Genomic DNA, 18560 nt, shown 5'->3' on the forward strand with positions numbered 1-18560 from the left:
ATGCTCTCCGATCAGGATCGCATCTTCACCAATCTGTACGGTCTGCATTCGCCCGGTTTGGAAGAGGCCAGGAAGCGCGGCGCGTGGGACGGCACCAAGTTCCTGCTGGAAATGGGCCGCGACTGGATCATCGACGAGATGAAGGCGTCCGGGCTGCGCGGGCGCGGCGGTGCCGGCTTCCCGACCGGCCTGAAATGGTCGTTCATGCCCAAGAAGTCGGACGGGCGACCGCACTACCTCGTGGTCAACGCCGATGAATCCGAGCCGGGGACCTGCAAGGACCGGGAGATCATGCGGCACGATCCGCATCTCCTGATCGAGGGCTGCATGCTGGCCTCGTTCTCCATGGCGGCCCATGCCTGCTACATCTACATCCGCGGCGAGTACGTGGCCGAGAAGCACGCCTTGCAGAAGGCGGTCGACGAAGCTTACGCGGCCCGTCTCGTGGGCAAGAATAATGTCCACGGCTACCCGTTCGACATCTACGTCCATCACGGCGCCGGCGCCTACATTTGCGGCGAGGAAACCGCTCTGCTGGAAAGCCTCGAAGGCAAGAAGGGCATGCCGCGGCTGAAGCCGCCTTTCCCTGCCAATATGGGCCTCTATGGTTGCCCGACGACCGTGAATAACGTCGAGTCGATCGCGGTGGCGGGGACCATCCTGCGCCGGGGCGGGGCCTGGTTCGCCGGGTTGGGGGGCAAGAACAACACCGGCACCAAGCTGTTCTGCGTGTCGGGCCACGTCAACAAGCCGTGCAACGTCGAGGAAGAACTCGGCATCACCTTCCGCGAGCTGATCGACAAGCATTGCGGTGGCATGCGCGGCGGCTGGGACAACCTGCTCTGCTCCATCCCCGGCGGCTCTTCAGTGCCCCTGGTGCCGGCTGAGCAGATCATCGACGCCAAGATGGACTTCGACACCCTGAAGAATCTAGGCTCCGGTCTCGGCACGGCGGCGGTCATCGTCCTCGACCGTTCCACCGACATCGTGTCGGCGATTGCCCGCATCGCCTATTTCTACAAGCACGAATCCTGCGGCCAGTGCACGCCTTGCCGCGAGGGCACGGGCTGGATGTGGCGTGTGATGCTGCGCATGGCCGAAGGCCGCGCCCAGCGCCGCGAGATCGACATGCTGCTCGACGTGACGAAGCAGATCGAGGGCCACACGATCTGCGCGCTCGGCGACGCGGCGGCCTGGCCGATCCAGGGCCTCATCCGCCATTTTCGTCCCGAGATCGAGAAGCGCATCGACCGCTACAGCGCCAACCCGCACAGCGATCCTGTGCGGATCGCCGCGGAGTGATCGCCATGTCGTTCGGACCGAAATTCGTTACCGAGAAGCACGCATGACAAAGCTCATCGTCGACGGCACCGAGGTCGATGTTCCGGCCGAGTACACCCTGCTCCAGGCCTGCGAGGTTGCGGGCGCGGAGATCCCGCGCTTCTGCTTCCACGAACGGCTGTCCATCGCGGGCAATTGCCGGATGTGTCTCGTCGAGCTGAAGGGGGCGCCTAAGCCCGTCGCCTCATGCGCCTATGCGGTAAAAGACTGCCGCCCCGGACCCAATGGTGAGCCGCCGGAGATCCTGACGCGGTCCGGAACCACGAAAAAGGCCCGCGAGGGGGTGATGGAGTTCCTCCTCATCAATCACCCGCTCGATTGTCCGATCTGCGACCAGGGCGGCCATTGTGACCTGCAGGATCAGGCGATGGCCTACGGCGTGGATTCGACCCGTTACGGCGAGAACAAGCGCGCCGTCGAAGAGAAATATATCGGCCCGCTGGTGCGGACCGCCATGAACCGCTGCATCCACTGCACCCGCTGCGTCCGCTTTCTCGCGGAAGTGGCCGGCGTGCCGGATCTCGGCGCCATCGGGCGCGGCGAGGACATGGAGATCACGAGCTATCTCGAGAGTGCCATGGGCTCCGAGCTTCAGGGCAACGTCGCCGATCTCTGCCCCGTTGGCGCCCTCGTCCACAAGCCACAGAGCTACGAGGTGCGGCCCTGGGAGCTGTCGAAGACCGAATCCATCGACGTGATGGACGCGGTCGGCTGCGCCATCCGGGTCGATGCGCGTGGCCGTGAGGTCATGCAGATCGAGCCTCGGGTGAACGAAGACATCAACGAGGAGTGGATCTCCGACAAGACCCGCCATGCGGTGGACGGGCTTCGGGCGCAGCGTCTCGACCGGCCGTACCTGCGTGAGAACGGCCGCCTGCGCCCCGCCTCCTGGGGCGAGGCGTTCGCCGCCATCGCCGCCCGGATGAAGAGCGCCGACCCGAAGCGAGTTGGCGCCATCGTCGGTGACCTTGCCGCCGTGGAGGAGATCTACGCCCTAAAGACCCTGATGGGGTCGCTCGGCGTGACCAATCTCGATTGCCGTCAGGCCGGCGAGGCGATCGACCCGGCTTGGGGGCGCGCCGCCTACACGTTCAATCCCACCATTCCGGGTATTGAGGAGGCGGATGCGATCCTGCTCGTCGGGACGAACCCGCGCCTGGAAGCCTCGCTTCTCAACGTTCGTATCCGCAAGCGTTGGCGCATGGCGCCTCTGGCGGTGGGCCTGATCGGCGAGGCGGCGGATCTTACCTATCCCCATACCTATCTCGGCGCCGGCCCCGAAACCCTGGCCGATATCGCCGTCGGAAAGCATAGCTTCTCCGAAGTGCTGAAAAGCGCCAGCCGACCCCTCGTGATCGTGGGAACCGGTGCGCTGACCCGGCCCGACGGCGCTGCCATCCTCTCGTTGGCGGCGGCGCTCGCCAAGGATATCGGTGCGGTCACCTCCGAGTGGAACGGCTTTGCCGTGCTCCAGACCGCGGCGGCCCGCGTCGGCGCGCACGATCTCGGCTTCGTGCCGGGGGAGGGGGGCTTGGCTCTCGGGCAGATGGTCGAGCCCGGAGCGCTCGACGTGCTGTTCAACCTCGGTGCCGACGAGGTCGAGATCGGCGCCGGCGCGTTCGTGATCTACCAGGGCACCCATGGCGATCGCGGCGCGACCCGCGCGGACGTGATCCTGCCGGGCGCGGCCTATACCGAGAAGAACGCCACCTTCGTCAATCTCGAAGGCCGTGTTCAGACGACCAACCGCGCCGGTTTCCCGCCGGGTGACGCCCGCGAGGATTGGGCGATCCTGCGGGCGCTCTCCGATGTCCTCGGAAAGCGCCTTCCCTTCGATTCGCTCGGGGCTCTGCGTCGCGATCTCTATGCGGTGTACCCGCATTTCGCTGCCCTCGACGCGATAGCCACGAGCGACGTGGCCGCCACCGTCGACACGCTTGCGGGGCTCGGAGGCGAGCCGGGCCGTTCGGCCTTCGTGTCCGCCGTTCCGGATTTCTACCTCACCAACGCTATCGCCCGCGCTTCGCGGGTCTTGGCCGAATGTTCGAGCCTCGCGCAGACGCGCGGTCTCGAAGCGGCGGAATAAGGGCTGCCGACCATGCTGGAAATCGTCGGCACCGTCCTACTGCTGATCCTGAAGAGCTTCGTGCTCCTCGCCTTGCTGCTGGTGTTCATTGCCTATGCGCTGCTGGCCGATCGTAAGATCTGGGCGGCGGTGCAGCTGCGGCGCGGCCCCAACGTCGTCGGGCCATGGGGCCTGTTCCAGTCCTTCGCCGATCTGCTGAAGTTCGTGCTGAAGGAGCCGGTGATTCCGGCAGGCGCCAATAAGGGCCTGTTCCTGCTGGCACCGCTTGTCTTCGCCACCTTGGCTCTCGCCGCCTGGGCGGTGATCCCGCTGACGGAAGGCTGGGCCATCGCCGACCTCAATGTCGGCATTACCTACATTTTCGCGATCTCGTCGCTCGGCGTCTACGGCGTGCTGATGGGCGGCTGGGCCTCGAACTCGAAATACGCCTTCCTCGGCGCGCTCCGCTCTGCAGCGCAGATGATCTCGTACGAGGTCTCCCTTGGATTCGTCATCATTTGCGTCCTCCTTTGCGCCGGGTCGCTCAACCTCTCGCGCATCGTGATGGCGCAGGACACCTCACTGGGCATACTCGGCTGGTACTGGCTCTGGCTGTTTCCGATGTTCGTGGTGTTCTTCGTCTCGGCTCTCGCCGAGACCAACCGCCCGCCCTTCGATCTGCCGGAAGCCGAATCGGAGCTCGTGGCCGGTTACATGGTCGAGTATTCCTCGACGCCCTACCTGCTGTTCATGCTCGGCGAGTACGTAGCGATCATGACCATGTGCGCGTTGGGAACGGTGCTGTTCCTCGGCGGCTGGCTCTCGCCGATTCCCTTCGCGCCCTTCACCTGGGTGCCGGGCCTGATCTGGTTCGCCCTGAAGGCCAGCTTCCTCTTCTTCATGATCGCCATGGTGAAGGCCATGGTGCCGCGCTACCGCTACGACCAACTCATGCGCCTCGGCTGGAAGGTGTTCCTTCCGCTTTCCCTCGTCTCGGTCGTGGTCGTCGCCTTCGTCCTCAAGCTGACCGGCCTTGCGCCGGGCGTCTGACAACCCCTCACGGAGATCCGAGCCATGAAGCTCGATCAGGTCGCAAAGGGTCTGCTGCTGAAGGAGTTCGTGTCGGGGTTCGCCCTCGCCATGCGCTACTTCTTCAAGCCCAAGGCCACGATCAACTACCCCTTCGAGATGGGGCATCGCGGGCCGCGCTTTCGCGGCGAGCACGCGCTGCGCCGCTATCCGAACGGTGAGGAACGTTGCATCGCCTGCAAGCTGTGCGAGGCGATCTGTCCCGCGCAGGCCATCACCATCGAGGCTGGCCCGCGCCGCAACGACGGCACGCGCCGCACCACACGCTACGACCTCGACATGGTGAAATGCATCTATTGCGGCATGTGCCAGGAGGCCTGTCCGGTGGATGCCATCGTGGAGGGGCCGAACTTCGAGTTCTCCGTGGAGACCCGCGAGGAGCTTCTCTACGACAAGGAGAAGCTTCTCCTGAACGGTGACCGTTGGGAGCGTGAAATCGCGCGCAATCTCGCAGTGGACGCACCATACCGGTGATGACACGGCGCTCCGGCGGTTGTGCACCGCAGGGGTGGGTTCTATAGACGGGCGGCCTGCACGGGCTGGTTTGAATTTAGGCAGAAGGGGCCGTCCTCGGGACGGCTGATCTCCATAATCGCATGAGTGCAGCCGCAGCCTTCTTCTACCTGTTCGCCGGTGTCGCGATCGCGTCCGCGTTCATGGTCATCACCTCGCGCAACCCTGTCGCGTCGGTACTCTTCCTCATCCTCGCCTTCGTCAACGCGGCCGGTTTGTTCGTGCTGATGGGGGCCGAGTTCCTGGCGATGATCCTGGTGGTCGTCTATGTCGGCGCCGTCGCCGTACTGTTCCTCTTCGTCGTGATGATGCTCGACGTCGATTTCGCGCAGCTGCGCCAGGGCTTCCAGCAGTACCTGCCGATTGGCGCGCTAATCGGCGCGATCTTCCTCATCGAGCTCCTGCTGGTGGTCGGCTCCTGGACGATCGATCCCGGCCTAATGCAGGCGCCGCTCGGTCCTCTCGCCAGTGTCGAGGGTGTCACCAACACCCAGATGCTCGGGCGCGTGCTGTACACCGATTACGTTTTCTTCTTCCAGCTGGCCGGTCTGATTCTGCTGGTGGCGATGATCGGGGCCATCGTGCTCACTTTGCGTGACCGGCCCGGCGTGAAGCGTCAGAACATCGCCGTGCAGAATGCACGGACGCAGGGGATGGCGGTGGAAACCCGCAAGGTGCCGTCTCGCCAGGGCGTCGAGGTCTGATGTCGGCTCAACACAAGGATCAGCGCTCATGATCGGCTTGAGCCATTACCTGACGGTGGCGGCGATCCTGTTCACGCTCGGCGTGCTCGGCATCTTCGTGAACCGCAAGAACATCATCGTCATCCTGATGTCGGTCGAGCTCATCCTACTCGCGGTGAACATCAACCTCGTGGCGTTCTCCACCCATCTGAACGACATCACTGGCCAGATCTTCGCCCTGTTCGTGCTCACGGTGGCGGCGGCGGAGGCAGCCATCGGGCTCGCCATCCTCGTCGTGTTCTTCCGAAACCGCGGCTCCATCGCGGTGGAGGACGTGAACATGATGAAGGGCTGAGCTTCACCCAAGCCGAGCCGCGCGGCTTCCCGCGCGATCCCATTGACGAGAATGGAGCGAGGCCGGGTATCTGGCACGCTTCCGGAGGCCGGGCCAGCCAGCGATGTATCACGCGATCGTCTTCTTCCCGCTCATCGGCGCCCTGCTCGCCGGCCTGTTCGGCCGGCAGCTCGGCCCTCGCGTGTGCGAGTACATCACCACCGGCTTCCTCGCCTTCTCCGCCCTCCTGTCCTGGGGCGCCTTCTTCGAAGTGCCTGGCTCGGATCACGCGACCCGCGTGCAGGTGGCGACGTGGTTCACCGCCGGTGACCTCGTGGTCGACTGGGCTTTCCGGATCGACACGCTCACCGTGGTGATGCTGGTGGTAGTGACGACGGTCTCGACCCTCGTCCACCTCTACTCCGTGGGCTACATGGCGGAGGATCCGCACCGGCCGCGCTTCTTCGCCTATCTGTCGCTGTTCACCTTCGCCATGCTGATGCTGGTGACGGCCGACAACCTCGTACAGATGTTCTTCGGCTGGGAGGGCGTCGGCCTCGCCTCCTACCTGCTGATCGGGTTCTGGTACGAGAAGCCTTCAGCCAATGCGGCGGCGATGAAGGCCTTCATCGTCAACCGGGTCGGTGATTTCGGCTTTTCGCTCGGCATCTTCCTCGTCTTCGTCCTGTTCGGTTCGGTGGCCTTCGACGGCATCCTGCCGCGCGCCGCCGAGTTCAAGGACGCCACGTTCCACTTCCTTGGCTATGACTGGAACGCCATGACGCTGGCGTGCCTGCTCCTGTTCATGGGCGCCATGGGCAAGTCGGCGCAGTTCCTGCTCCATACTTGGCTGCCGGATGCCATGGAGGGACCGACACCGGTCTCCGCCCTGATCCACGCCGCCACCATGGTGACGGCGGGTGTCTTCATGGTGGCGCGCCTGTCGCCCCTGTTCGAAATGGCGCCGAACGCTCTCATCGTCGTGACGATCATCGGCGGTATCACCGCGTTCTTCGCGGCCACGATCGGCATGGTGCAGAACGACATCAAGCGGGTCATCGCCTACTCGACCTGCTCGCAGCTCGGCTACATGTTCGTGGCGCTGGGCGTCGGCGCCTATTCGGCCGCCGTGTTCCACCTCTTCACCCACGCTTTCTTCAAGGCGCTTCTGTTCCTCGGCGCCGGCTCGGTCATCCACGCGATGCATCACGAGCAGGACATGCGGAACATGGGGGCACTCCGCCGCTACATCCCCTTCACCTCCGCGATGATGACCATCGGCACCTTGGCGCTGATCGGCTTCCCCTTCACTGCCGGCTACTATTCGAAGGACGCGATCATCGAAGCGGCCTATGCCTCGACGCGGCCCGGCCACACGCTCGCCTTCCTGTGCACGGTCGTCGCTGCATTGATGACCTCGTTCTATTCCTGGCGCCTGTTCTTCATGACGTTCGAGGGGCCGGCCCGCTGGGCGGGCCACGGCGCCGCTCACCATGACGATCATCACGCTGCACCCGCTTTGGCTCACACCACCTCTGCTACCGCCGACGGCGCACCGGGACACCACGAGGGTGTCGCGCACGACGACAAGGGCCATGACGTAGAGCCCGCGTCTCACAGCGCCATCGAGCATCACGACCATGCGCACACGCCGCATGAGAGCCCGCTGGTGATGACAATTCCCCTGGCGATCTTGGCCTTTGGCGCTTTGTTCGCCGGTCTGCTGTTCAAGAACCGCTTCATCGGCGAGGGCATGGAATCGTTCTGGGGCCACGCCCTCGGTCACGGCCCCGACAACCACATCATGCACGACATCCATTCGGTGCCGGCGCTGGTGGCCTACTCGCCCTTCATCATGCTGGTGATCGGCTTCCTGTTGGCCTTCTGGATGTATATCCGCCGGCCCGAACTGCCGGGCCGGCTCGCCGCCCAGCAGCCGAGCCTGTACCAGTTCCTGCTCAACAAGTGGTATTTTGACGAGCTCTACGACCGGATCTTCGTGCGCCCGGCCAAGAACTTCGGCAAGTTCCTCTGGAAAGAGGGCGACGGCCGGGTCATCGACGGGCTAGGCCCCGACGGCATCGCGACCCGCGTGCTCGACGTCACCCGCGGGGTCGTCCGACTGCAGACCGGTTACGTCTATCATTACGCCTTCGTCATGCTCATCGGCGTCGCCGCCATCGTCAGCTGGTACATGCTCACCGGCCTACCCAAGGTCGGGCACTGATGTCGCGCGCAATGACGGCCGCCAACCCGTATCGGAGTGCCCGCTAGATGTTCGGCCTCGGCATTCTCTCCGGCCTGCTGATCGTGCCGCTCTGCGGCGCGGCCTTCATCCTGACCCTCGGCAACGAATCCGAGAGCGTGAAGCGCAACGCCCGCTGGGCGGCGCTCGCGACCACTATTGTCACTTTCCTTCTCAGCCTCGTCGCCTGGGGCCGGTTCGACCCGTCGACATCGAGCTTCCAGCTTGTCGAGACCCATGGCTGGCTCGCCGAGACGATCAAATTCAAACTCGGTGTCGACGGATTCTCGATGCCGTTGATCCTGCTCACCACGTTCCTGATGCCGTTCTGCATCGGTGCGTCGTGGCTCTCGGTGAACACGCGGGTGAAGGAGTATTTCGTCGCGTTCCTCGTCCTCGAGACGACGATGATCGGTGTGTTCTGCTCTCTCGACCTCGTGCTGTTCTACCTGTTCTTCGAGGCTGGCCTGATCCCGATGTTCCTCATCATCGGCATCTGGGGCGGCAAGCGCCGGATCTACGCGAGCTTCAAGTTCTTCCTCTACACCCTGCTCGGCTCGGTGCTGATGCTCCTCGCCATCATGGCGATGTACTGGCACGCTGGCACCACCGACATCCCGACCCTGCTGCAAACCCGCTTCCCCGTCGGCATGCAATACTGGTTGTGGCTCGCCTTCTTCGCCTCCTTCGCGGTGAAGATGCCGATGTGGCCGGTCCATACCTGGCTGCCCGACGCCCACGTGGAAGCGCCCACCGCCGGCTCGGTGATCCTCGCCGGCATCCTGCTCAAGATGGGCGGCTACGGCTTCATCCGGATCTCGCTGCCGATGTTCCCGGATGCCAGCGCCTATTTCGCGCCGATGGTCTTCGCCCTCTCGGTCATCGCGATCATCTTCACGTCGCTGATCGCGCTGATGCAGACCGACATCAAGAAGCTCATCGCCTATTCGTCTGTGGCGCATATGGGCTTCGTGACGCTGGGCCTGTTCACCCTCAACGAGCAGGGCATCCAGGGCGCCCTGTTCCTGATGATCTCGCACGGCATCGTCTCGGGCGCGCTCTTCGTCTGCGTCGGCGTGGTCTACGACCGAATGCACACCCGCGAGATCGCGGCCTATGGCGGCCTCGTGAAGCGCATGCCGCTCTATGCGGCAGCGATGATGGTGTTCACCATGGCCAATGTCGGCCTGCCCGGCACGTCGGGCTTCGTCGGCGAGTTCCTGGCCATGATGGGGGCCTTCAAGGCCAACCCGACGGTCGCGTTCTTCTCGGTCTTCGGCATCATTCTTTCGGCCGGCTATGCCCTCTGGCTTTATTCCAGGGTGATCTATGGCAAGCTCGAGAAGCCCAACCTGCAGGGCATCCTCGATCTCGATCTGCGTGAGAAGCTTATCCTCGCGCCTCTCGTCGCGCTGACGATCTATTACGGCGTGCATCCCGCGCCCATCCTCGACACCTTCGCCCCCTCCACGGAGGCGCTGATGCAGAGCATGAAATCCGCGCTCTCGAACACGCAGACCGCGGCGGTTCTTCCGCCCGTGGCGCGCTGAAGGTCGACGTAAGATGACCGCTATCCAGGCTGTCCTGCCCTCGCTCTCGCCGGTGATGCCCGAGCTGATCCTCGCGATCGGCGTGCTGGGACTGATTCTCTACGGCGCCTTCCGGGGCGAGCGCTCTGTCGAGACCGTCAATGTCGGCGCGCTCATCCTGTTGATTCTCGCCTTCTTCGTGGTCGTGTCGCAGTCGGGTGCCAAGGTCACGACCCTCAACGGGTCGTTCATCATCGACAACTTCTCGAAGGTGATGAAGGCGCTGATCCTGCTCGGCTCCGCCGCCACGATCCTGCTCTCGCGCGACTATTTCCAGCGCGAACGCATTGACCGGTTCGAGTTCCCGATCCTGATCGTGCTCTGCACCATCGGCATGATGGTGATGGCCTCCGCCAACGATTTGATCGCCCTCTATCTCGGCCTCGAACTGCAGTCGCTTGCTGCTTACGTGATCGCCGCCTTCCACCGGGACAACCTGAAATCCACCGAGGCCGGGCTGAAGTATTTCGTCCTTGGAGCCTTGTCTTCCGGCATGCTGCTCTATGGCTCGTCACTGGTCTACGGCTTCACCGGCACCGTCTCCTTCCCCGGCATCGTCTCGGCACTGAACGACAATGCCGGTTTCGGCATCGTGCTGGGCATCGTGTTCGTGGCCGCCGGAGTCGCCTTCAAGATGTCGGCCGTGCCGTTCCACATGTGGACACCGGACGTCTATGAAGGGTCGCCCACTCCTGTGACGGCGTTCTTCGCCTCGGCGCCGAAGATGGCCGCCGTCGCCATGACCGTGCGCGTCTTCATCGGCGCTTTCCCGGACGTGACCGCGATCTGGCAGCAGATCATCGTTTTCGTCGCCATCGCTTCGATGACGCTTGGTTCTTTCGCGGCCATCGGCCAGCGCTCAATCAAGCGCCTGATGGCCTATTCCTCCATCGGCAATATCGGTTACGCCCTCATCGGTCTCGCCGCTGCCTCGGAGGAGGGGATCCGAGGCGTGGTGATCTACATGATCATCTATCTCGCCATGACGCTCGGCGCCTTCGCCGTGCTTCTCTCGCTGCGTCGCGGCGGCCAGATGTACGAGACGGTCGACGATCTTTCCGGTCTTTCCCGGACACATCCGGTTATGGCCTTCTGCCTCGCCGCGATGATGTTCTCACTCGCCGGCATTCCGCCGCTCGCCGGCTTCTTCGGCAAGTTCTATGTCTTCGCTGCGGCCATCAAGGCCGATCTCGTGGGCCTGGCGGTGATCGGTGTCGTGACCTCGGTGGTCGGTGCGTTCTATTACCTGCGTCTGGTCAAGGTGATGTATTTCGATGAGCCGCAAGCTCCCTACGAAGTGATGCCGCCCGGCCTGCGCATCGTGCTCGGTCTCTCGAGCGCCGTCGTGGTCCTGTTCTTCATTGTGCCCTCTCCCCTTGTCAGCGCGGCAGGCGCCGCGGCCAAGTCGCTGTTCTAGGATTTTGTCTCTCGAAAGGCCGGATTATCGGCTCGGCCCGGCTGCGAGAGCGGCCGGGCATCGGCTTCACGTTTACGAGAGCCTCGGCTCCACCAACACCCGGGCGATGGAGCTGTCACGCGAGGGTGAAAGGGGCCCATTGTGGGTTGTCGCGCTCCGGCAGGAAGCGGGGCGTGGCCGCAGGGGGAGCGCATGGACGTCGTTGCCGGGCAACCTCAGTGCCAGCTTGCTCTGGCCGGTTTCGGACGTCGATCCGGAACAGGTTCCGAGCTTGGGCTTCGTGGCGGGCGTCGCGTTGATTTCCGCATTGAAGAGAATGATCGGGCCACGCCACCTCGAGGCGGCCGGCATGACACCTCAGGATGGGATCGAGGATCGGAAGTCCGGTCGGGCAAGCCCCTTCCGCCTCAAATGGCCCAATGACGTGCTGGCATCGGGTGCCAAGCTCGCGGGCCTTCTCCTGGAGGCGGAAACTCATCCGGGCGGGCGTCGCTCCGCGGTGATCGGGTTCGGCGTCAACGTCGCCGCGTCACCGCAGGACTTGCCTTATCCCGCGACAAGCCTCAGTCAGATAAAGCACGAACCGCGCGCCGAGGATCTGTTCGACCATGTGTCGGATGAGATCGTCGTTGCAGCGCGACGATGGAATCGAGGCCGCGGGTTTTTATCGATCCGTGAGCTTTGGCTCGATGACGCCGCCGGGATCGGCGCACCGGTCTCGGTGCGAACGGGCGGCGAGATCGTGCAAGGAATTTTCGAGACGATCGACGAGGCGGGGCGGCTCGTCGTCCGATCGGATGATGGGACGCGACGGACCGTGACGGCGGGCGAGGTGCATTTGGGTTCGGCCGCGACGGCGGCTTGAGGTTGAACAGTGATGACGACAGGGCAAGACGAACTCGTCTTCGTGCCGCTCGGCGGCGTGGGCGAGATCGGCATGAACGCGGCGCTCTACGGCTTCGGGCCGGAAAAGCGCCGGAAATGGATCATGGTCGATTGCGGAATGGGCTTTGCCGGCGAAGAGGGCTTCCCGGGCATCGACCTGATGTTTCCCGATCTTAGCTTCATCGAGGAGCGCAAGGACGATCTCCTCGCCATCTTCATTACCCACGCGCACGAGGACCATATCGGCGCGATCGGTGAGTTGTGGCCCAAGCTGAAGGCTCCGGTCTACGCCACCCGCTTCGCCAAGAACCTGCTCGAGGCGCGTCGCCTGAGTGAGCCGGGCGCGCCGAAGGTAATCCTGCGCGAGATCGCGGCGCACAAGCCGGTAACGGTCGGACCGTTCGAGATCGAATACGTTCCGGTTTCGCATTCGATCCCGGAATCGAACGCTGTCGCGATCCGCACCGCCCATGGCCTCGTGCTGCATACGGGCGACTGGAAGCTCGACGCCACGCCGATCCTCGGCGACGTCACCTCGGAAGCCTCGTTCCGCAAGCTGGGCGACGAGGGCATCATCGCCATGATCAGCGATTCGACCAACGTCGTGCGCGAGGGCCGCAGCCCGAGCGAGGCCGAGGTCGCCGCCACCCTGCGCGAGCTCATCGCAGAGGCGCCTCACCGGGTAGCCGTCACCACCTTCGCCTCCAACGTCGCCCGCATGCGGGCGGTGGCGGAAGCCGCGCGTGATTGCGGCCGCGAGGTCGTCGCCGTCGGCAGGGCCATGGACCGGGTGATCGGTGTCGCCCGCGAATGCGGCTTCCTCGACGGCCTGCCCGATTTCCGCTCGGCCGACAGCTACGGCTACCTGCCGCGCGACAAGGTGGTCTGCCTGCTCACCGGGTCGCAGGGCGAGGAGCGCGCCGCGCTCGCCCGCGTCTCCCGCGACGACCATCCCGACGTGACGCTGGCCGCCGGCGACCGCGTGATCTTCTCGTCTCGCGCCATTCCGGGCAACGAGCGGGCGGTGGGTGCGATCATCAACGATCTGGTCAATGCCGGCATCGAGGTGGTGACCGACCGGACGAAACTCGTTCACGTCTCCGGCCATCCCCGTCGCGACGAAATGGCCGAGATGTATGCGTGGACCCGGCCGAGGACGGCGATTCCCGTCCACGGCGAGGCGCTCCATCTCGACGAGCATGCCCGCTTCGCCCTGGCCCAGGGTGTCGGCAACGTGGTCAAGGCCCGCAACGGCAGTGTCGTGCGCCTCGCCCCCGGCACGCCGGAGATCACCGACCACGTGAAAGCCGGGCGTCTGTTCAAGGATGGCAACATCCTGATCGATGCAAAGGATCGCGCGATCCCCGAGCGGCGCAAGCTGTCTCAGGCCGGTGTCGTCTCGGTCGCCATCGCCATCGACGTCCAAGGTGAGGTTCTCGGTGAGCCGGCCATCGACATCATGGGCCTGCCCAATCGCGGCAAGAACGGCCAGCCGATGCTCGACGTCGCCGTCGAAGCCGTGTCGCGGACCCTCAGCGGCCTGTCGAAGCAGAAGCGTAAGGATGCCGAAGCGGTCGAGAAGGCCGTCGATCGTGCGATCCGCTCGGCCGTGAACGAAGCCTGGGGCAAGAAGCCCGCCTGCCACGTGCAGGTCGTGGAGGTGTGATGCTGCCTCCCTCCCCCTTGTGGGGAGGGAATGAGGGTGGGGGTGGTTCAGGACAGGGCGCAACCTCTTCGGAGCCACCCCCACCCCTAACCCCTCCCCGCAAGGGGGAGGGGAATGCGCGCACAGATGACGCAGAGAAGGGAGCAGACCATGATCGGACGCCTGAACCACGTGGCCATCGCCGTGCGCGACCTCGACGCGGCCTGTGCCATCTATCGTGACACCCTCGGCGCCACGCTCACCGAGCCCCTGCCGCAGCCGGAGCACGGCGTCACGGTGGTTTTCGTGAACCTGCCCAACAGCAAGGTCGAGCTAATGTCGCCGTTGGGCGAGGGTTCGCCCATCGAGAGCTTCGTGGAACGCAACCCCAATGGCGGCGTGCACCATGTCTGCTACGAGGTCGACGACATCATCGCCGCCCGTGACAAACTGAAGGCTCAGGGTGCCCGCGTCCTCGGTACCGGCGAACCGAAGATCGGCGCTCACGGCAAGCCGGTGCTGTTCCTCCACCCCAAGGATTTCCTTGGCACCCTGGTTGAACTGGAGCAGGTGTGAGCGGCGTGAGCGCCCTCGTTCAGACCGTCTCGGCCACGATCTGGCGGACGCTGGCCACCATGATCGTCATCGTCTCGGCGGTGGCGATCCTCTCCGTCGTGTTGTTCAAGCTGACGGTGTTCGGAGCCTTTGCCCTCTATTTCGTGGTCTGGTGGACGCTGCTCTTCGTCATTCTGCCCATCCGCAATCAGGTCGAGACGGACCCGTCGCTGATCGTGCCGGGACAGGACCCAGGTGCGCCCGCGGCGCCGCGGCTGCGCGAGAAGGCGATTTGGACGACGCTCCTCGCCAGCGTCGTGTTTCTCGTCGTCATCCCGATCTTCGAGTTGTCGGGGCTCTAGCGCCGCGATCCGGCGAGCTGTCGGATCGTCCTGCGCCCACATCCGGAGAGCCACGTCGGCCATAAAAAAAGCAAGGCTCGCGCCTTGCTTTTTGAGACGACAGATGACGTGTCAGCCTATTTTATCTCACGCATTTCTGGCGGCGTGGCGGCTGAAATTTCCTCCCGAGACTCGGACCTCGCGCTGCCTCTCCGGGCGTCGCGACCATCACGGTGGCGCTTATAGGAACTGGATTGCGCATTGTCACGTCTCCGGAGATGGTTCCTGGCGTTTTTTTGCAAGAGTTGAGCGTTTTTCGCTCTCGTTTCGCGGAATGCCCGAGTTTCGGACCACCCGGCGTTTTTCTCGACGCCGCAGGACGCTTGTATTTTCCCAACGCAATGTGTTGTGTGCCCCGCAACGATGCGCGTTACGATCGCGCTCCAAAACGATCCAGGGCCCCCGATGCGTCTCTCCCGCTATTTCCTGCCGACCCTGCGCGAGACGCCCAAGGAGGCGGAGATCGTCTCCCACCGCCTGATGCTGCGGGCCGGCCTGATCCGTCAGGAAGCGGCGGGCATCTATGCCTGGCTGCCCTTGGGTCTGCGCGTGCTCAACAGGGTCTGCGCGGTAGTCCGCGAGGAGCAGGATCGGTCCGGCGCCATCGAACTTCTGATGCCGTCGATCCAGTCGGCGGAGTTGTGGAAGGAATCCGGCCGCTACGAGGCCTACGGCAAGGAGATGCTGCGCATTTCCGACCGACATGACCGCGAGATGCTGTTTGGCCCCACGGCCGAGGAGGTCATCACCGAGATCTTCCGCGGCAGCGTTCGCTCCTACAAGGACCTGCCGAAGAACCTCTACCAGATCTCGTGGAAGTTCCGGGACGAAGTACGCCCGCGCTTCGGCACCATGCGCTCGCGCGAATTCCTGATGAAGGACGCCTATTCGTTCGATCTCGACCAGGCCAACGCCCGGCACGCCTACAACAAGATGTTCGTCGCCTACCTGCGCACTTTCGCCGGCCTCGGTCTCAAGGCGATCCCCATGCGCGCCGATACCGGACCGATCGGCGGTGATCTCAGCCACGAATTCATCATCCTGGCCCAGACCGGCGAGAGCGAGGTGTTCTGCGACCGGCAGTATCTCGATTTCGACGTTCCGCCGGTGACTACGGATTTCGACGACGTCGCCGGCCTCCAGGGCACTGTCGACCGCTGGACCTCGCTCTACGCCGCCACCTCCGAGATGCATGAGCCGGCGGCCTTCGCCGAGGTTGGCGAGGACAAGCAGATGGCCGCGCGCGGCATCGAGGTCGGGCACATCTTCTATTTCGGCACCAAGTATTCCGAGGCCATGGGCGCGAAGGTGACCGGACCGGACGGCGTCGACCGCCCCGTTCATATGGGTTCCTACGGCATCGGCCCGAGCCGGCTGGTGGCCGCGATCATCGAGGCCTCGCATGACGAGGCCGGCATCATCTGGCCGGATTCCGTGGCGCCCTTCGACGTCGCTCTCATCAACCTGAAATCCGGAGACGCGGCGACCGATGCAGCTTGCGCCGAAATCCAGACCAACCTCGAGGCCAGCGGCCTGACGGTGCTCTACGACGACCGCGACGAGCGTCCGGGCGCGAAATTCGCCACCGCCGATCTGATCGGCCTGCCCTGGCAGGTCGTGGTGGGCCCGCGCGGCCTTGCCGAGGGCAAGGTCGAGATCAAGCGCCGCGCCGGGGGCGAGCGTGAGAGCGTGGCACCGATCGACCTGATTTCGCGCCTGAAGCGGAACTGAGGCCGGCATGGCTCTGGCAGAGACGGTGAAGGAACGGCTGGCGGGTCTCTCCGGCCTGTTCAAGCGCGGCAGCACGCCGCCCTTCGCGGCCTTCGAATGGATCATTGCCGGGCGCTACATGCGGGCCCGGCGGCGCGGCGGCGGCGTCTCCGTCGTGGCCTTCTTCTCGGTCCTGGGCATCGCCCTCGGTGTCGCCACCCTCATCATCGTCCTTTCGGTGATGAACGGGTTCCGCACCGAACTGCTCTCCAAGATCGTCGGTATCAACGGCCACGTCTTCGTCACACCGATCGACAAGCTGTTCACCGATTACGTCGACCTTTCCGACAGGCTCTCCAAAGTGGCTGGCGTTCGCTCGGCGATCCCGCTGGTGGAAGGGCAGGCCTTCGCGTCCTCGCCTTATGGCGGCAGTGGCGTGCTGGTCCGGGGTATCCGCGGCGAGGACATCGGGTCCATCGGGTCCATCGCCAAGACCATCCGGGGCGGCACCCTCGACGGGTTCGACGACGGAACCGGGGTCGCCATCGGCCGGAGGCTCGCCGAGTCCCTCGGCGTGCAGGCCGGCGACCAGATTACGCTATCCACCCCGAAGGGGGCGACGACACCGTTCGGCACCGCGCCGCGCACCAAGGCCTATACGGTGAAGGCGATCTTCGAGATCGGCATGACCGAGTTCGACGCCACCTTCGTGTTCATGCCGCTGGCCGAATCCCAGGCCTTCTTCAACCGTGACAGCGACGTCAGCCTCATCGAGGTCTATCTCGACAACGCCGATGCGGTGGCGCAATTGCGGCCCGACCTCGAAATGGCGGCCGAGCGGCCCGTGCTTCTCACCGACTGGCGCCAACGCAACCGAACCTTCTTCGGGGCGCTCGAGGTGGAGCGGAACGTGATGTTCCTCATCCTCAGCCTGATCGTTGTGGTGGCGACCCTCAACATCGTCTCCGGCCTGATCCTGCTGGTGCGTGACAAGTCCAGCGATATCGCGATCCTGCGGACGATGGGCGCCACGCCCGGCACGGTGATGCGGGTCTTCCTCATCAACGGGGCGCTGATCGGCGTCGTCGGGACGCTGAGCGGACTCGCCCTCGGTGTCCTCATCACCCTCAACATCAAGCCGATCCAGCGGGTCCTGTTTCCCTCCGCCTGGGATCCGACCGTGCGGTTCCTCGCGGAAATTCCGGCCGAGATGAATTCCAGTGAGATCACCGTGGTGGTCCTCACCTCCATCGCCCTGTCGCTCGTGGCGACGCTCTATCCCTCCTGGCGCGCTGCCCGGCTCGATCCGGTCCAGGCCCTGCGTTACGGCTGAGGGGAGATTCAACCATCATGACCACCTCTGCCGACGAGGCCGGCGCGCCGCCGGTCCCGGCCCTGTTCTTCGCCAAAGTCGAACGCCGCTACGCGCAAGGAACGGGAGCCCTCGACATCCTGCGGGGGGCCGATCTCGCGATCTGGCCGGGCGAACTCGTGGCTCTGGTGGCACCCTCAGGGGCCGGAAAATCGACGCTTCTGCATCTCGCGGGCCTGCTGGAGCGACCCGATGGCGGCGAGGTCTATATCGGCGGCCAGCCCACGGCGGCGATGCCCGATGCCGAGCGCACGCGGTTCCGCCGCGAAGAGATGGGCTTCATCTATCAGTTCCACCATCTCCTGCCGGAATTCTCGGCCCTGGAGAACGTGGTGATGCCCCAGCTCATCCGTGGCCTCGGCGCAAAGGAGGCCAAGGCGCGCGCCACCGAACTTCTGAGCTTCCTCGGCCTGAAGGAGCGCCTTGTTCACCGCCCGGCCGAATTATCGGGCGGCGAGCAGCAGCGCGTCGCCATCGCTCGTGCGGTCGCCAACGGCCCGCGCCTGCTGTTGGCCGATGAGCCCACCGGTAATCTCGACCCGCACACGGCGGCTCATGTCTTCGGCATTCTTGTCTCGCTGGTGCGTGCCTCCGGCCTCGCGGCCCTCGTCGCCACCCACAACATGGAGCTCGCCGCCCGCATGGACCGGCGCGTCACCATCCGCGACGGCATGATCGAGCAACTGGCGTAAAGCCGAATCTGCAGCTGCATTTGT

General features: G+C 64.5%; 16 protein-coding genes. All 16 read left to right on the forward strand.

What is annotated here, in order from left to right:
- The gene (gene nuoF, locus IPV08_RS13695; protein ID WP_207412258.1) at positions 1 to 1302 is read left to right on the forward strand and encodes an NADH-quinone oxidoreductase subunit NuoF; all 1302 of its coding nucleotides are present in this window, start codon (positions 1 to 3) and stop codon (positions 1300 to 1302) included.
- A gap of 43 nt (positions 1303 to 1345) precedes the next feature.
- Positions 1346 to 3427, forward strand: coding sequence for an NADH-quinone oxidoreductase subunit NuoG (gene nuoG, locus IPV08_RS13700; protein WP_207412259.1), 2082 nt, complete (start codon positions 1346 to 1348; stop codon positions 3425 to 3427).
- Between the two features lie 12 nt (positions 3428 to 3439).
- On the forward strand, positions 3440 to 4456 hold the full coding sequence (gene nuoH / locus IPV08_RS13705; RefSeq protein WP_207412260.1) for an NADH-quinone oxidoreductase subunit NuoH: 1017 nt from the start codon (positions 3440 to 3442) through the stop codon (positions 4454 to 4456).
- 24 nt (positions 4457 to 4480) lie between these two features.
- Positions 4481 to 4969, forward strand: a complete 489-nt coding sequence (gene nuoI, locus IPV08_RS13710) for an NADH-quinone oxidoreductase subunit NuoI (RefSeq protein ID WP_056434372.1) — start codon at positions 4481 to 4483, stop codon at positions 4967 to 4969.
- A 122-nt stretch (positions 4970 to 5091) separates the two neighbouring features.
- On the forward strand, positions 5092 to 5712 hold the full coding sequence (locus IPV08_RS13715) for an NADH-quinone oxidoreductase subunit J (RefSeq protein ID WP_056434370.1): 621 nt from the start codon (positions 5092 to 5094) through the stop codon (positions 5710 to 5712).
- Positions 5713 to 5740: 28 nt separating this feature from the next.
- Positions 5741 to 6046, forward strand: a complete 306-nt coding sequence (gene nuoK / locus IPV08_RS13720) for an NADH-quinone oxidoreductase subunit NuoK (RefSeq protein WP_056434368.1) — start codon at positions 5741 to 5743, stop codon at positions 6044 to 6046.
- Positions 6047 to 6149: 103 nt separating this feature from the next.
- Positions 6150 to 8252 (forward strand): NADH-quinone oxidoreductase subunit L, encoded by a 2103-nt coding sequence (nuoL, locus tag IPV08_RS13725; protein ID WP_207412261.1) that lies wholly within the window; start codon positions 6150 to 6152, stop codon positions 8250 to 8252.
- A gap of 47 nt (positions 8253 to 8299) precedes the next feature.
- Complete coding sequence (locus tag IPV08_RS13730; protein ID WP_207412262.1) at positions 8300 to 9820, forward strand: NADH-quinone oxidoreductase subunit M; 1521 nt, start codon at positions 8300 to 8302, stop codon at positions 9818 to 9820.
- Positions 9821 to 9833: 13 nt separating this feature from the next.
- Entirely contained in the window at positions 9834 to 11276 is a 1443-nt protein-coding gene (gene nuoN, locus IPV08_RS13735) for an NADH-quinone oxidoreductase subunit NuoN (RefSeq protein WP_207412263.1), read from the forward strand.
- Positions 11277 to 11280: 4 nt separating this feature from the next.
- The gene (locus IPV08_RS13740; protein ID WP_207412291.1) at positions 11281 to 12141 is read left to right on the forward strand and encodes a biotin--[acetyl-CoA-carboxylase] ligase; all 861 of its coding nucleotides are present in this window, start codon (positions 11281 to 11283) and stop codon (positions 12139 to 12141) included.
- A 12-nt stretch (positions 12142 to 12153) separates the two neighbouring features.
- Positions 12154 to 13827: a ribonuclease J gene (locus tag IPV08_RS13745; RefSeq protein ID WP_056434357.1), complete on the forward strand. Its 1674-nt coding sequence runs from the start codon at positions 12154 to 12156 to the stop codon at positions 13825 to 13827.
- A gap of 150 nt (positions 13828 to 13977) precedes the next feature.
- Positions 13978 to 14382: a methylmalonyl-CoA epimerase gene (gene mce, locus IPV08_RS13750; RefSeq protein ID WP_056434356.1), complete on the forward strand. Its 405-nt coding sequence runs from the start codon at positions 13978 to 13980 to the stop codon at positions 14380 to 14382.
- Positions 14379 to 14723, forward strand: a complete 345-nt coding sequence (locus IPV08_RS13755; RefSeq protein ID WP_056434354.1) for a DUF1467 family protein — start codon at positions 14379 to 14381, stop codon at positions 14721 to 14723. The genes mce and IPV08_RS13755 overlap by 4 nt, the downstream gene beginning before the upstream one ends.
- Positions 14724 to 15167: 444 nt before the next feature.
- On the forward strand, positions 15168 to 16493 hold the full coding sequence (gene proS, locus IPV08_RS13760) for a proline--tRNA ligase (RefSeq protein WP_056434352.1): 1326 nt from the start codon (positions 15168 to 15170) through the stop codon (positions 16491 to 16493).
- A 7-nt stretch (positions 16494 to 16500) separates the two neighbouring features.
- Entirely contained in the window at positions 16501 to 17805 is a 1305-nt protein-coding gene (locus IPV08_RS13765; RefSeq protein ID WP_207412264.1) for a lipoprotein-releasing ABC transporter permease subunit, read from the forward strand.
- Between the two features lie 17 nt (positions 17806 to 17822).
- Positions 17823 to 18536, forward strand: coding sequence for an ABC transporter ATP-binding protein (locus IPV08_RS13770; protein ID WP_056434349.1), 714 nt, complete (start codon positions 17823 to 17825; stop codon positions 18534 to 18536).
- The last annotated feature ends 24 nt before the right edge of the window (positions 18537 to 18560 follow it).

Source organism: Methylobacterium sp. SD274, from assembly GCF_017355285.1.
In the GTDB taxonomy this organism is placed as follows: Bacteria; Pseudomonadota; Alphaproteobacteria; order Rhizobiales; family Beijerinckiaceae; genus Methylobacterium.

Coding starts and splice junctions, on each gene's coding strand:
- nuoH (WP_207412260.1), top strand. CDS start 3,440: ATGCTGGAAATCGTCGGCACCGTCCTACTGCTGATCCTGAAGAGCTTC.
- IPV08_RS13765 (WP_207412264.1), top strand. CDS start 16,501: ATGGCTCTGGCAGAGACGGTGAAGGAACGGCTGGCGGGTCTCTCCGGC.
- IPV08_RS13715 (WP_056434370.1), top strand. CDS start 5,092: ATGAGTGCAGCCGCAGCCTTCTTCTACCTGTTCGCCGGTGTCGCGATC.
- nuoF (WP_207412258.1), top strand. CDS start 1: ATGCTCTCCGATCAGGATCGCATCTTCACCAATCTGTACGGTCTGCAT.
- nuoK (WP_056434368.1), top strand. CDS start 5,741: ATGATCGGCTTGAGCCATTACCTGACGGTGGCGGCGATCCTGTTCACG.
- mce (WP_056434356.1), top strand. CDS start 13,978: ATGATCGGACGCCTGAACCACGTGGCCATCGCCGTGCGCGACCTCGAC.
- nuoL (WP_207412261.1), top strand. CDS start 6,150: ATGTATCACGCGATCGTCTTCTTCCCGCTCATCGGCGCCCTGCTCGCC.
- IPV08_RS13770 (WP_056434349.1), top strand. CDS start 17,823: ATGACCACCTCTGCCGACGAGGCCGGCGCGCCGCCGGTCCCGGCCCTG.
- nuoN (WP_207412263.1), top strand. CDS start 9,834: ATGACCGCTATCCAGGCTGTCCTGCCCTCGCTCTCGCCGGTGATGCCC.
- proS (WP_056434352.1), top strand. CDS start 15,168: ATGCGTCTCTCCCGCTATTTCCTGCCGACCCTGCGCGAGACGCCCAAG.
- nuoI (WP_056434372.1), top strand. CDS start 4,481: ATGAAGCTCGATCAGGTCGCAAAGGGTCTGCTGCTGAAGGAGTTCGTG.
- nuoG (WP_207412259.1), top strand. CDS start 1,346: ATGACAAAGCTCATCGTCGACGGCACCGAGGTCGATGTTCCGGCCGAG.
- IPV08_RS13730 (WP_207412262.1), top strand. CDS start 8,300: ATGTTCGGCCTCGGCATTCTCTCCGGCCTGCTGATCGTGCCGCTCTGC.
- IPV08_RS13745 (WP_056434357.1), top strand. CDS start 12,154: ATGACGACAGGGCAAGACGAACTCGTCTTCGTGCCGCTCGGCGGCGTG.